Below are 13,120 nucleotides of genomic sequence, written 5' to 3'. Positions count from 1 at the left end.
ATGTCGCTGCGGGCGCTGCTGGCCGAGGTCGACGCGGGGTGGCTGGACGATGCCGGAACGCCGCTCGATCCCGACCTGGCCGCGCGCGCGCGCGGCAGCGCGCTGGGCCGCCGCCTGCTTGCGGCCTGGCTTGCTGGCGGGCCGGCGCTGGCACTGCTCGCGCCCGATCCGTCGCGCGACCCGGAGGCCATCCGCGGCCGCTGGCGCCGCGCGCGCGTGGACGCGCTGTGCCGCGATCTCGGCATCCTCGCCCACGCGCCACCGATCCGCGCCGAGGTGCGCCGGGAGCCGGTGCGCCGCCTGAAGGCGACGTTGGGCAACAGCTACCTGCTGGCCCTCGACCAGTCGGTCTGGGACGGCAGGCTGCCGCCGGACCGGCTCGGCGACGCGACGGCCGGCTTCCGGGAGGCGCTGGACGCGGCGATGGCCGGCGACGATCCGGCCCCGCTGCACGACCTCTTCGACCGGCAGGGCCGCGCCGAACTGCAGGCCTGGGCGCGCCGGCGCGATCCGGCGCTTGCCGACTGGTGCCGGCTGCTGCATCCGCCCGGCGCCGCCGACGACACCCTTGCACGCCTGCCGGAGAAGCCGGTGCTGCGGGTCTACACGCACCACGAAACACGCGCGGCATGAGCGCGCGGACGGATACACGATGAACGCCGAAACCCGAAGCGACGCCTCCAGCACCCGGCCGGCCGCGGCCCCGTCGGGCGGCGTGGCCGTGTTCGAGCAGCGCCGGTTCTCGCGCTCGCTCGGCGCGAGCGTGGTGCCGGCCGTGGCGTGGGCGAAGCTGGGCGAGCTCGACGCGCTGCTCGACCGCGTCAACGGCCTGTACGAGGAAGCGGTCGCGGACCTTGCCCGGGCCCGCGAGCAGGGCCATGCGCAGGGTTTCGCCGAAGGCATCGCCGCGGCCGAGCTGCAGATGACCGAACAGCTGGCCGCGCTCAACGAGCGCCGTGCGCGCGTGCTTGGCGAGGCGTCCAGCCGCGTCACCGAGCTGGCCTGCGCGATCGTCGACCGCATCGCCCCCGGCTTCGACGCCCGCAGCGTGGTGCCGCCGCTGGTGATGCAGGCGGTGGAGGCGGCGCAGGCCGAGCAGTTCCTGCTGATCCGCGTGCATCCCAGCGTGCGCGACAGCGTCAGCGCGGGCCTGGGCGCGGTGCGCCAGGCGCATCCGGCGGTGGGCGTGATCGAGCTGGTGGACGATCCCAGCCTGGAGCCCACCAGCTGCGTGGTGGTGTCGGAGGCCGGTGAGGTCCGCGCCGGCGTCGCCCAGCAGATCGAGGCCATCCGCACCGCGCTCGCGGGCAGTGCCGCCCATGCGGGGCGGCAGGCATGAGCGCCACCTCGCCGGCGCCATTCGCGGATGCGGCCGCCGGCCCCGATCCGCTGCTGCATGCGCTGGCCAGGGTGCAGTCGATCGAGCGCGTCGGCCGCGTGGCCGAGGCCTACGGCACGCTCATCCGCGCGACCGGGCTCAAGGCCTCGATCGGTGAGCTGTGCGAGCTGCGCAATCCTCGCGGCGAAGGCGATCCGACGTTCCGGCTGGCCGCCGAGGTGGTGGGCGTGTCGAAGCAGCTCACGCTGCTGACCCCACTTGGCGCGCTCGACGGCGTGTCCGCGACCACCGAGGTCTACGCCAGCGGGCGCCAGGCGGCGGTGCGGGTCGGGCCGGGCCTGCTCGGCCGCATCCTCGATGCGCATGGCGAACCGATCGACGACCTTGGCCCGGTCGGCGCCACCGTCGATGCGCCGATCTACGCCGCCTCGCCCAATCCGCTGGCGCGCAGCCTGATCGAGCGTCCGTTCTCCACCGGCGTGCGCGCCATCGACACCACCATGACCGCCGGCGAAGGCCAGCGCATCGGCATCTTCGCCGTCGCCGGCGGCGGCAAGAGCACGCTGCTGGGCATGCTCGCGCGCGGCGGCGATGCGGACGTCAACGTGATCGTGCTGGTCGGCGAGCGCGGCCGCGAGGTCAACGAGTTCATCCACGACAACCTGGGTCCGGAAGGGCTGGCCAAGTCGGTGATCGTGGTCGCTACGTCGGACCGCCCGGCGCTGGAGCGCAGCCGCGCGGCCTGGGTCGGCACCGCCATCGCCGAGCATTTCCGCGACCAGGGCAAGCGCGTGCTGCTATTGGTCGACTCGGTGACGCGCTTCGCGCGCGCACTGCGTGACGTGGGCCTCGCGGTGGGCGAGCCGCCGGCGCGGCGCGGCTTCCCGCCGTCGGTGTTCAGCGCGCTGCCGCGGCTGTTCGAGCGCGCCGGCAACAACGACAAGGGCTCGATCACCGCCTTCTACACCGTGCTGGCCGAGGACGAGGACGGCGGCGACCCGATCGTGGAAGAGGTGCGCTCGATCCTCGACGGCCACATCGTGCTGTCGCGCAAGCTCGCCGCCGCCTACCACTACCCGGCGATCGACGTGCTGGTGAGCCTCAGCCGCACCATGCCGCGCGTGGTCGACCAGACCCACCTGCGCGGCGCGGGCCAGCTGCGCAAGCTGCTCGCCAAGTACCAGGACATCGAGCTGCTGATCCAGCTCGGCGAATACAAGCGCGGCACAGATCCCGACGCCGACGCCGCGATCGAGAAGATCGGCGCCATCCGCAAGCTGCTGCAGCAGTCCGCGCACGAGCTGGTGCCGTTCGAACAGTCGGCGGCCGCGCTGAAGGCGCTGTTTCCGTGAAGCGCTATCCGCTGCACACGCTGGTCCGTCTGCGCGAGCACCGCACCGAGGCTGCGCGCCAGCGCGTGCTCGAGCGCCAGCGCGAAGCGCAGGCCTGCCGCGACGCCTGCCTGGCGCTGGAGGGCGAGATCATCGCGCTGGATTTCGAGCAGAAGCAGCAGCGTGGACGCCTGCTTGATGCGCCGCCCCCGGGCGTGCCGTGGCCCAACGCGCTGGCCCAGCGCGAGGCGCACATCGAACTGCTCGGCGAACAGGCCGAGGCGGCGCGCCAGCGCCTGTTCAAGGCCCAGGAGACGCTGCGCGCCGCGGAAGCCGCCGTGGCCGAGGCCCGCGCGGAGTTTTTCCGCGCCAAGGCGCGCCTGGATGCGCTGCAGAAGCGGCGCGAGGTCTGGAACGGGGAACAGTCCATGCTCGAAGCACGCCAGGAGGAAGGGGCCGCCGAGGACCTGCTGCAGGCGCGCCATCTGGCCGGCCACTGACGGCCGACACGGGAGAAGACCATGTCCATCGAACGCACGCAGTCATCGGCCTCGGAAGCCGCCCGCGCCCGCGAAGGCACCGGCGAGTCGCGCGAACGCACACCCGCGGATCCGGCGCAGGCCGACCGGTTCCGCAGCGCGCTGGATGGCGCGCGCCAGGGTGCGCAGCAACAGTTGGCGCAGGGACAGGCGGCCGCCGGCGAACCGGCGGGCGACGAGGCCGGGCTGGTGCGCACCGCCACCGAGGACGCGGTGCATGCCGCGCGCGACGGCGAACGCGAGCACGGTGGCCACGGCCAGGACGGTGGCGACGGCGAGGCCAAACTGCTGGATCCGGCCCTGCTGTGGCAGGCCCAGCACGCACTGCGCGGCGGTGGAGAGACGGCTGCCGCGATGCCTGCGCCCACCGGCGCGAGTACCGCGGTCGCCGAGCTGATCGAACGCCATGTGCGCAAGCTCGCGGCAGGCGGCAGCGCCACGGGCGCCGACGGCGATGGCCGCGTCCTGCTGCGCATGTCCGACGCCACCCTGCCGGGTACCGACCTGCTGCTGAGCCGCGAGGGCGACGGCTGGGTGCTGCGCGCCGACGTGCGTTCGCGCGACAGCTACGACGCCATCCGCGAGGCCGCCCCCGAGCTGGCCAGGCGATTCGCCGAGCGCAACCTGGGTGCGCTGCGCGTGGATCCGCACTTCAACGGATGAATGCGACGACGGTCGCGGCATGAAGCCGCTGGTCGTCATCACTTAGGGTCCGACCTAGCTGGCGACACCCGGCGCGCGTGCCTGTAATGGCGCCATGCGCGGCGCCTGCCGCATGACAGCGGGAGTTCCTGATGGTCGCACCTGTCGGCAACCAGAGTGTCCAGAACGCCTCCGGAGACCATCTCAGTCCTTCCGGCTTCGACTACAACCGCATCCAGGGCGTGCAGGGCAACGCCCACGTCACGCCGGCCTTCATCCGCGAAGTCGAGGCCATGGCGCAGCGCCTGGGCACCCGGCCCGAGTACCTGATGGCGGTGATGAGCTTCGAGACCGGCGGCAGCTTCAGCCCCGGCGTGCGCAACGGCGCCGGCAGCGGCGCCACCGGCCTGATCCAGTTCATGCCCGGGACCGCCAGCGAGCTGGGCACGTCCACCGACGCGCTGGCGCGGATGAGCGCGATGGACCAGCTCCAGTACGTCGAGCGCTACTTCAACAACCGCTCCGATCCCGGCGACCTCAACACGCTCGAGGGCGTCTACACCACCGTGCTCTACGGCAGCCCGCGCCCGGACCCGGATTCGACGCTGTTCAGCCAGGGCAGCGCCGCCTACCGCATGAACGCGCCGCTGGACGTCAACCGCGACGGCCGCATCACCGCGGGCGAGGCGACGTCGTTCGTGCGCCAGCGCATCGACGGCGACGCGCCGCCGCCTACGGGGCCCTCGCCGGCGCCTTCGCCCGGCCCGGGCGGCAACGACGGCCCCGGCGCGCCGTCATCGTCGTCGCCCGCCGGTTCGGTCACGGTGCGCAGCGGCGACACGCTCTCGGGTATCGCGGCGCGCCACCAGCTGTCGGTCGCCGACCTGCTCGCGGCCAATCCGCAGATCCGCAATCCGGACCTGATCTACCCCGGCCAGACGGTGCACCTGCCGGGCGGTGGCGGTGGTGGCGGCGAAGTCACGGTGCGCAGCGGCGACACGCTTTCGGGCATCGCGGCGCGCAACAACGTCGGACTCGACGCGCTGCTTTCGGCCAATCCGCAGATCCGCAATCCCGACCTGATCCACCCGGGCCAGGTGGTGAAGCTGCCGGGTGGCGCCGGCGCCACGCATGACGTCACCGTGCGCAGCGGCGACACGCTTTCGGGCATCGCGGCACGCAACAACNGTGCGCAGCGGCGACACGCTTTCGGGCATCGCGGCACGCAACAACGTCGGACTCGACGCGCTGCTTTCGGCCAACCCGCAGATCCGCAATCCCGACCTCATCCATCCCGGCCAGGTCGTGCACGTCCCGGGTGCGGGCGGCGGCACGCCGTCTCCTGCACCCGCGCCGGGCCCCGCGCCTGCGCCGGGCCCCGCGCCCGCGCCGCCGCCGTCGGGGGACGCGCCGACCTATGCGCCCTACACGGTGTACAGCACCGGCCACCAGCCCGCGATCTCGGTGTCGCATCCCGACCAGATGCAGCCCCACCACGACTACCAGACCAAGGTCCGCGAGGGCCAGACGCTGGAAGTCCGGGACATCGTGCTGCACCGTCAGGGGCAGTCGCAGACCGCCCAGGCCATTCCCTCTCCGGTCGCGGGCACGGTCGTGTCCGCCGGCCCGATGGGCAACGCCGGCAACGCGGTCATCCTGCGCGGCGACCAGGGCGAGCTGATCTACATCTTCCACATGTCCAGCATCGACGTACGCCCGGGCCAGCGCGTGGGCTACGGCCAGGATCTCGGCAACCAGGGATCCACCGGCCATTCCACCGGCCCGCACGTGCATATCGAGGCCCCGACCGCCACCATCGACCGATGGGTCCACGACCTCCTCGACGGCCGCTTCGACGGTCGCCGCCAGTAGCGCGGCGGTCGGCCAGGCTGGCTGCGCTCTGCGCAGCCGGCATGGTGCTGGCCGGCTGCGACCGCGGGCCTGCGGTCGCCGGCCCGCAGGCGTCGGACGCGCCCGCCGCACCCATGCCCGGCAATGCCGGACTGCAGGTCGTGGCTGGCGCGCCGGCACCCGGGGCCACGCTTCCCGACGACATCCTCCGCGGCCTGTCGACCGACGCGCGCGTGCTGGACTGCAGCGGCGGCGTGGTCGACGGACGCTCCGCCTTCCAGGCCGACTGGGTCGTCGCGCATCTGCTCGACCTCGATGGCGACGGGCGCGACGACTGGCTGGTCGAAGGCCGCCACCGCTGCCTGTCCGGCGCCGACGGCGCCGACTGGTGGGTATACGCGGGCGACGCCGCGGGCGCGCGCCTGCTGTCGGCGGCCGGGCGCGCACGCGTGGTCGAGGTGCGGCAGGCGGCGCATGGCGGCTTCAGCGTCCTGCGGCTCGAGACGGCCGGGCACGACGTGTGGCTGCGCTACGACGGCCGGACCTACTCGCGCGACGTCCCGGCCACGGACTGACCGCGGCGCCGCACCCCGCGCCACTCCTCCCGCGGCAGGCACATGCGCAGCGCGGGCCTGCCGAACTGCTCGGTGGTGCCGTCGGGGCGGAAACCGAGGCGCGCCAGCAGCGGGGGCACCGAGCGGTTGGCCGGATCGCACAGGCCCACCAGCGCCGGCAGGCCCAGGGTCCCGAACGCGTGCCCGCACAGCGCCGCGCCACCCTCGAGCGCGTAGCCGCGGCCCCACGCGCGCGGCAGCAGGCGCGTGCCGATCTCGACCTCGCGCGGGTCGAACTCCGCCATCAGCGAGAAGAATCCCAGGAAGCCCCGGGCGTCATCGGCACGCCACACGCCGAGGCCGGGGCGCTCGCGATGCACGCGGGCCGAGGCCTCGACCAGCGCCGCGGCGGAGGCGATGTCGTCCACAGGCGCGTCCAGCAGCGCCTCCGAAACGCGAGCGTTGCGTCCGAGGTACTGCAGGTCGAAGACATCCGAAGGGCGCAGGCGGCGCAGCGTCATGCGCCGGGTCTGCAGGAACGCGTCGACGTCGGGACCGGTCGCCATCGCGCGAGTATGCCGCGCATGCGCCGCGGGAGCCCCCGGGATCACCCGAGGTCGGGTACGCACCAGCTTGGAACGCCTGCGCGGCTGCGGAAACTGCGTGGTGCGCCCGGAGTCCGCCGGGCCTTCATCCACTTCGAGGACATGGATATGGGCAGTCAAATCGGTTCAGTGGTCGGCAGCCTCGTCGGCACCTACTTCGGGGGTCCCCTCGGCCAGGCCATCGGCCAGCAGATCGGTTCCTGGCTCGGCGGCATCGTCGGCGAGGGCATGACCGACGCCGTGGGCTTCAACTTCGACACCATCTTCGGCGGCGCCTACTCGAGCGGCTTCGACTTCGGTTTCGGCGGCGGCTGACGGATGTCCATCGAAGCCGCGCCGCCGAAGACCCGCGAGGAGCTTGTCGAGCGCCTTGCCGACCTGCGCCAGCAGGGCGTCCTCGATGCGAACGAGGAAGAGCGCCTGCTGGCCCAGTTCGACGCCATGCTGCGTGACGTCAACGAGCAGAAGGCCACGCTGGAGCCGGAGTACAAGCGCCGCGTGCGCGACGATGGTCTCGACAAGGCCAACGACTGGCTGCGCGACGCCGCGTCCGAACTCGGTCGTAGCCATGGCGAAGCCACCCGCGCGATCACCGACCAGCTGCGCGTGGTGACCGGCTGATCCGGAACGACTGGACGCCGTCCTAGGGTCGGCCCCAGTTGTCCGCCACGCCACGCCACGCGAAGCTGGGATCCACACGATCCAACGCCCCGACCCACGCAGGATCCGACCACGACATGCAAGGCCAACCGCCCCCGACGAAGCCGAACCGCCGAGCGCTCACGCCGGGCGAGCTGCTGGCCAGGAGCCAGCAGGCTGGCGACGAGCGGGTGCAGGCCACGGCTGGTGCGTCGGCCGACTCGGCGGGGAAGGCACTGCTCGGCCAGTTCCAGGAGCTGCTGCAGCAGGAAGGCAGCCTGGGGCATGACGATCGCGACGAGCTCGCCCGGGTCTTCGAGCAGGCGCTGCAGGACGCGGCCTCCTCGCCGCCGCCGGAGGCGTCCGATGCGTTCGACGCTTCCACCTGGCGCGAAACGGTCGAGATGCTGCTGCAGGGCGGGTTCGTCGAACAGGGCGAAGCCGACCACCTGATCCGCTCCCTCAACGAGGCACTGGCTCCCTTGCAGCGGCGTGAGTCGCGGCTTGCGATGGAGTTCAGCCGCCGCGTCGAGACCGATGGCCAGGAGAAGGCCTTGGAATGGTTCCGCCAGGCCAGCAGGGCGGGCCAGGAATCGGCGGCGGCGCGCGTCCCCGGCGCAGCGGCACCGGAGCGGACGACGGCATCGCCCCTGCGTGCCGATACGGTGAACTCGAGATCGAGGCGGCTGCGTGGGCCCCCGGGCCAGGGCTGGAACTGATCCACCCGCAGGACCCCAACCCAATCAGATCGAATCGAATCGGAGAATCATCATGGCTGTCGACATCACTTCCTTCGTTGCAAACGCCACCACCATGCGCGAGGCCGAGGCCCAGCTGGCGTCCGCCCGCGGCGGCGGCTGGCTGATCGCGCTCGCCCAGGTCCTCGGCAAGATCGCCGACAAGATGGGCGAGGAGATCGTCGCCAAGGCCAAGGAGATCGATACCGCCGGCCCCGAAGCCGACAACATCAACGAGCTCAACGCCGAGCTGACCGCGATGAGCCAGGTCTTCAAGATGTTCATGGAAACCGTGAGCACCGTGATCAAGACCATCGGTGAAGGCAACGCCTCGGTCGCCCGCAAGCAGTAAGCGGCCCGCGGCGAAAAGAACGCCCTGCTTCGGCAGGGCGTTTTTTTTGGTTCTTCTCCCACGTGAGGGGTCGCGCGCTGCGCTGATCCCTGGCGCAGGCCGGCGTGAGGTTGGTCGTGCTGCGGCGCGATGCCTGCTGCCGCTCATGTCCCCCGGCTTCGGCCTGCGGCCACAGCCTCCTCCTTGACTTCCCGTCAGCAGGCATTGCACCGCAGTCCGGAAGGGTGTCGGCCGCTGGAGGGAGGGTGGAAGCGGTCCACCTGGAACCACTGGAAAAAGGTGGCGGAACGTTGTCGCACGTTGGAGGTCGCGCAGGGCCTACGGGGCGCCGCTCCTTTCGCAACGGGCCGCCGGAACCCTGCACGGCTTCGGAGCGTGGCCTGCTGACGGGAAGTCAAGGAGGAGATGTCGGCCCGGCGGGCCGGCATCGGGGGACATGAGCCGCAGCAGGCCATGCGTCGAAGCGCCGCGATGTCCCGCCCGCGTTCTTCCCCTCAGTTGAGAGAAGAAACTTTTCTGTTCAGTCCCTGCAGACCGGCATGCGTCGCATCACCAGCGTGCCGCCTGCGGGATCGGGGACGGGGCGGACTTCGTAGGCCACGTTCCTGCAGTTTTCCATGTCCGCGCGGCGGCCGCGGCGGCGCGCGGTGGACGGTGCCTGGCCGGGCTGCTCGAGGTCGTAGGTGAAGCGCAGCTTTGTCCCGCGCGGCAGGCCGCCGGCGTTCGGCTCGAGCAGTTCAACCACCACGACCATGTCGAAGGAGGCCGGGGACACCTGCCCGGTCACGGTGTACGCCTGCGGGTGCACGACGCCGCCGCCGCTGACGCGGCCTTGGCCGTCGATGTCCACGCGGACATCGCCCATGCGGCCGCTCCAGCCGCCGTCGCGCGTCATGCGGCCGTCGAGGAGAAGTCCCGCATCGCCGTCGGGGTTGGAAATCGCGCCGATCACGCTGAGCTTCATGGCCCCGCCGCTGGCGGGCGTGAAGCGCGCGGTCCCGCGGCCGCGTTCGTCATGGGCGCGGCCGCCGGGCGGGTCGATCACGACGTCGACGCGGCCTTCGTAGGCGGTCGACGGGTAGCGCGGACTCGCATCGCTCCCCTGGCAAGCGCCGAGGACCAGCGCGACGGCGAAGGGGAGCAGTCGGGACTTCATCGGAGGCATGGCGTGTCGTCGTTCAGGTCCGTCGCGTGCCGAGCCTCTTCGCCACCAGCCAGGCGACAGCAGCGGTCAGCAGGCCCAGCAGTGCCGATCCGCCGGTCCAGGTCCGCGCCGAGTCACCGAGCACCTGCCCGCCCACAGGCAGCAGGGCGATGATCGCGAACCCCAGGCAGCCATAGGCGATGAGCGCGAGCAGCCAGAACAGCCACTGCATCGTCGTTTCGCGCAGCTCGCGCTCGAGTGCGCCGGGATCCCGGCCCGAGGCGCCGGTGTGGCCTTGGGCGCCCATCGCGGCGAGCAGGGCGGACAATCCGCCACCGGCCACGCGCGTGCGGCGGTCCAGGCTGCGCCGCTGCGGGCCTTCGCCGGTGCCGGTGTAGCCGGCGGCGTCCGGCCGCGCGGGCGCGCCGCGGTCGTTGACGGCCAGGGGATTGCCCGCGTTGCGAGCCTCCGCCACCGGGGCGGCTACCGGTGGTGCATTGGCCATGGTGCTGCCGACGACGGTCGCGGTGGTTGCCGCGGCCAGCGTTGCCGTGGCCGCCTGGGCTGCGGGGGCCGTGGCGGGGGCCGTTGTCGCGGCGGCGTTCGCGGCCGTCGAGGGTGCGAATGCGGGGCTGCGCTGCTGCTGGGTGGCCAGGGCCGGGTCCTGCTGGCGCGCCACCAGGGCCGCGTCGGCGGTCCGGGGCGCGGGATGGGCCGGCTCCGCGCGTACACCCTGGGCGATCTGCGCGCCCTGTGCCGGAACGTCCGTCCGCAGTGCGGCGCCAGCATCCGCGCGTGGTGCGGCGGCGGTCGGCAGCGGCATCGGCGCGGACTGCGCCATCTGGGCCTGGCCCGTCAGTGGCAGGCCGGATTGCGGTGCCCCCGGCATGGCGGATGCGGCGCCCGCCTGCCCTGTGTTCACCATGTGGCCCGGCGGGAACACCCCCTGCACCTGCCGCGGCACCGCCAGCACGTCGCGTACGACCTGCCCTGGCACCAGGGACGAGGGGCGTTCGGCTCCCTGCCCCGGCACCAGGGATGAGGGACGTTCGGCTCCCTGCCCCGGCACCACGGTCGCGGGCGCCGGCCTGTCCGGCGCGGGGCCCCAGCCGTTGCCGTTGGGACGGTCGGCTCCGGGAGAGGGGATGCCGGGACCGGCGGGCCGGTCCGGGACTGGCGCCAAGCCCGGGCTGACGGGCCGGCCGACGCCCGGAGGTGGGGCGGGGAATAGCCCGCTTGGTCGCGAGAGGCCGGGCGGACCCAGGCCATCCGGCCCCCGGCCCCCCTTGCCCGGCGCCCCCTGGCCCGGGAAGGCGGCCTGGCCGACTCCCCCATGGACGCTCGCGTGCGCCGTGCCCCACGACATGTTGTGGGGACTCGGCAAGCCGGGGGGGCCCTTGCCGAGAACGCCGGAAACATGGCTGGTGACCTTGTCGATGATGGACATCGGTGCCTCGCAGCTGCGTGGGCGGCAACCCCCCTCGGTTCCACGACCAAGGTAGGCCGCGGGGGGCGAATCCGCACCCTCGGGTCAACCCGAGGTCCCCGCGCTGCAGGCCTGCTGCAGGACACAAAAAAGGGCCGGTGTCAAGTCTTTTATGCGGCTCACGCAAAACTTGAAACTGTATATGAGACAGCAGGTTAGCTCGTTCTTAGGCTGCTTTGCAGAGGTGCGACTTCGTGGTCTAGGAGCCACATAGGAGCGTCGCAGTGGCAAGCCATGTCGCGTTGCATCGGTATCGAAAACCGATGGACATTGCGAACAGCAGGTTGTCAGCATAGCCCAGTTCTTCACATCCCAGCTTGACCCATGGCTTGACTCCCAAACTCTTTCATAGAATAATTGATGTCATATTTTTTAACTGACATCGTGTTTTATGGCATCAGAAACCATTCCAAGACCGGAGCAAGTTCGTGCCGCGCGCAGCTTGCTCGGCTGGTCGCAGCAAGATCTCGCCGCCAAGGCAGGGGTTGCAATCTCCACGATCGCTGACTTCGAACGCGGGCAGCGCAGTCCTATACCAAACAACGCGCTTGCCATCCGTCAAGCGTTGGAAGCGGCGGGTGTGCTATTTACCGAGACAGGCGTTAGTCATGGCTTTCATTGGACGTTCATGACTGAGCGCGGGACGAGTGGCTTGATCGTCACTTTTACCCCCGAAGCGGCCGGGCCAGTGATCGACTTTGCGTCAATCTTTGGCAAAGTCGAGCCTCCAAAGGTTTCGATCGACACAATCCAGTGCGCAACGCCAGAACTCAGGAACAAGGTCCACGATTACGTCGATCGGCATGCGGCTAAAACGCCACATCTGTTCCGCTTGCGCAAGATGCTCGACGACATGCCTGACGGGGAGTTCTTCCTGCTCCTGCCAACGCCGCCGTCCTCAACGGCTGAGCAATTTCGCTATGAGCAGGTACTGCACCAGCTCAATCATCCGCAAGAGCAACCTCTAGATGAACACTTGCAGGTCTTCGGGCGCTTGCTTGAGAAATATGACTTGTGCATGCCTCGAACCGACAAACATTTCAACATCGGCAATGCCAAGAAGGCAGACAGAACTTGTCGATTTTGTGGCAACTCAAGGAAGACTGGAGCACAATTCAATAAGGAGGCCCATGCCATTCCAGCCGCACTGGGCAACAAGTACCTCAAGCTCGCTGACGAATGTGACGATTGCAATCAGTATTTCGGAGACAAGATCGAGCCCACCCTTGTCGAGCTTCTCAATATCCAGCGGGTGTTTCTCGGCATTGAAGCTCGCGGGTCATTGCCTACTGTTAAATTCCCAGGGGGCAGGCTGTTCCGTGATGGCAACAACGACAAGATGATGGTCGTTGTATCCGAGAAAATCTCTGAGGATGCTTCCGGTGTACTGACTGCGCAACTAGGAACGGGAAAACCCATAGTTCCACAGAGTTTCTACCGCGCTCTGAGCAAGATCGCCCTATCTGTTATTCCAGAACAAGAACTTCCTGCACTGGCGAAAACGATCCGTTGGGTACGCTATGGCGAATCTTCCGAAGCTCCTTTGCCGAAGATAGCCGCTGCAGTGGTAATGCTCCCTCCCGACCCATCGGCCCAGATCACTTTGTACATCCGCAAGGAGCCTCATTCGAAGATGCCCCATGTCTTGTGTGAATTCCGACTGGGGTGCTACATGTACGTCTATGCCCTGCCTTTCTCCGAGAGAGATGATGGAAACCTTTTGGGATTCTTCGAGGAAGAGGAATTCAAGCAAACTTTTCGGCACTACGCATCGGTGCCCTCGTGGAGTCAACAGGACTACAGCGGAAACCAGGAAATCCAGGTGCTCCAAAGTATTAGACTGCAACCGAGCAACGCGCCTATTGATGGGCAACCATCCTGATCGCTGATTGCCTAAGCTG

17 protein-coding genes are annotated in these 13,120 nt (G+C 69.9%); 12 read left to right on the top strand and 5 right to left on the bottom strand.

Annotation, left to right across the window (positions count from 1 at the left end):
• Genes IE168_RS11460 through IE168_RS11440 form a run of 5 tightly spaced genes read left to right on the top strand, consistent with a single transcriptional unit; the run spans position 1 to position 3,872 of the window.
• Positions 1–633: a hypothetical protein gene (locus IE168_RS11460; RefSeq protein ID WP_189498347.1), complete on the top strand. Its 633-nt coding sequence runs from the start codon at positions 1–3 to the stop codon at positions 631–633.
• Between the two features lie 19 nt (positions 634–652).
• On the top strand, positions 653–1,339 hold the full coding sequence (locus IE168_RS11455; protein ID WP_189498345.1) for a FliH/SctL family protein: 687 nt from the start codon (positions 653–655) through the stop codon (positions 1,337–1,339).
• A complete protein-coding gene (locus IE168_RS11450) occupies positions 1,336–2,691 on the top strand; it encodes a FliI/YscN family ATPase (RefSeq protein ID WP_189498343.1) in 1,356 nt (451 codons plus the stop codon). Before IE168_RS11455 ends, IE168_RS11450 begins: the two co-directional genes overlap by 4 nt.
• Positions 2,688–3,170, top strand: a complete 483-nt coding sequence (locus tag IE168_RS11445; RefSeq protein ID WP_189498341.1) for a hypothetical protein — start codon at positions 2,688–2,690, stop codon at positions 3,168–3,170. The genes IE168_RS11450 and IE168_RS11445 overlap by 4 nt, the downstream gene beginning before the upstream one ends.
• Positions 3,171–3,191: 21 nt before the next feature.
• Positions 3,192–3,872: a hypothetical protein gene (locus IE168_RS11440; RefSeq protein WP_189498339.1), complete on the top strand. Its 681-nt coding sequence runs from the start codon at positions 3,192–3,194 to the stop codon at positions 3,870–3,872.
• A 202-nt stretch (positions 3,873–4,074) separates the two neighbouring features.
• Here the strand turns inward: IE168_RS11440 and IE168_RS14565 are convergent, their stop codons facing one another.
• The gene (locus IE168_RS14565) at positions 4,075–4,272 is read right to left on the bottom strand and encodes a hypothetical protein (RefSeq protein ID WP_229823446.1); all 198 of its coding nucleotides are present in this window, start codon (positions 4,270–4,272) and stop codon (positions 4,075–4,077) included.
• 207 nt (positions 4,273–4,479) lie between these two features.
• Positions 4,480–4,749: a hypothetical protein gene (locus tag IE168_RS14560; RefSeq protein ID WP_229823444.1), complete on the bottom strand. Its 270-nt coding sequence runs from the start codon at positions 4,747–4,749 to the stop codon at positions 4,480–4,482.
• 290 nt (positions 4,750–5,039) lie between these two features.
• Here IE168_RS14560 and IE168_RS14555 point away from each other — a divergent pair, with 290 nt between their 5' ends.
• Both IE168_RS14555 and IE168_RS14550 read left to right on the top strand, forming a co-directional pair.
• Entirely contained in the window at positions 5,040–5,723 is a 684-nt protein-coding gene (locus tag IE168_RS14555; protein ID WP_229823443.1) for a M23 family metallopeptidase, read from the top strand.
• Positions 5,724–5,764: 41 nt separating this feature from the next.
• Positions 5,765–6,277: a hypothetical protein gene (locus IE168_RS14550; protein WP_229823441.1), complete on the top strand. Its 513-nt coding sequence runs from the start codon at positions 5,765–5,767 to the stop codon at positions 6,275–6,277.
• On the opposite strand, the gene IE168_RS11430 is transcribed toward IE168_RS14550, so the two are convergent.
• Entirely contained in the window at positions 6,247–6,822 is a 576-nt protein-coding gene (locus tag IE168_RS11430; RefSeq protein ID WP_189498335.1) for a GNAT family N-acetyltransferase, read from the bottom strand. The two genes, IE168_RS14550 and IE168_RS11430, sit on opposite strands and share 31 nt — an antisense overlap.
• Before the next feature lie 147 nt (positions 6,823–6,969).
• Between IE168_RS11430 and IE168_RS11425 the strand changes: the two genes are divergently transcribed.
• From IE168_RS11425 to IE168_RS11410, 4 genes are all read left to right on the top strand, one after another.
• On the top strand, positions 6,970–7,176 hold the full coding sequence (locus IE168_RS11425) for a hypothetical protein (protein ID WP_189498332.1): 207 nt from the start codon (positions 6,970–6,972) through the stop codon (positions 7,174–7,176).
• 3 nt (positions 7,177–7,179) lie between these two features.
• Positions 7,180–7,482, top strand: a complete 303-nt coding sequence (locus tag IE168_RS11420; protein WP_189498330.1) for a hypothetical protein — start codon at positions 7,180–7,182, stop codon at positions 7,480–7,482.
• Between the two features lie 116 nt (positions 7,483–7,598).
• On the top strand, positions 7,599–8,219 hold the full coding sequence (locus IE168_RS11415; RefSeq protein ID WP_189498328.1) for a hypothetical protein: 621 nt from the start codon (positions 7,599–7,601) through the stop codon (positions 8,217–8,219).
• 52 nt (positions 8,220–8,271) lie between these two features.
• The gene (locus IE168_RS11410; RefSeq protein WP_189498326.1) at positions 8,272–8,589 is read left to right on the top strand and encodes a hypothetical protein; all 318 of its coding nucleotides are present in this window, start codon (positions 8,272–8,274) and stop codon (positions 8,587–8,589) included.
• A gap of 520 nt (positions 8,590–9,109) precedes the next feature.
• Here IE168_RS11410 and IE168_RS11405 read toward each other — a convergent pair.
• Complete coding sequence (locus tag IE168_RS11405; protein WP_189498324.1) at positions 9,110–9,745, bottom strand: hypothetical protein; 636 nt, start codon at positions 9,743–9,745, stop codon at positions 9,110–9,112.
• 22 nt (positions 9,746–9,767) lie between these two features.
• Positions 9,768–10,706: a hypothetical protein gene (locus tag IE168_RS11400; RefSeq protein ID WP_189498322.1), complete on the bottom strand. Its 939-nt coding sequence runs from the start codon at positions 10,704–10,706 to the stop codon at positions 9,768–9,770.
• Between the two features lie 904 nt (positions 10,707–11,610).
• Here IE168_RS11400 and IE168_RS11395 point away from each other — a divergent pair.
• On the top strand, positions 11,611–13,101 hold the full coding sequence (locus IE168_RS11395; RefSeq protein ID WP_003462893.1) for a helix-turn-helix domain-containing protein: 1,491 nt from the start codon (positions 11,611–11,613) through the stop codon (positions 13,099–13,101).
• Positions 13,102–13,120: the final 19 nt, after the last annotated feature.

The organism is Luteimonas padinae (assembly GCF_014652935.1).
GTDB lineage: Bacteria > Pseudomonadota > Gammaproteobacteria > Xanthomonadales > Xanthomonadaceae > Luteimonas > Luteimonas padinae.
Note: the sequence above shows the minus strand (reverse complement) of the source record. Positions and strands in the feature narration are given on the sequence as shown.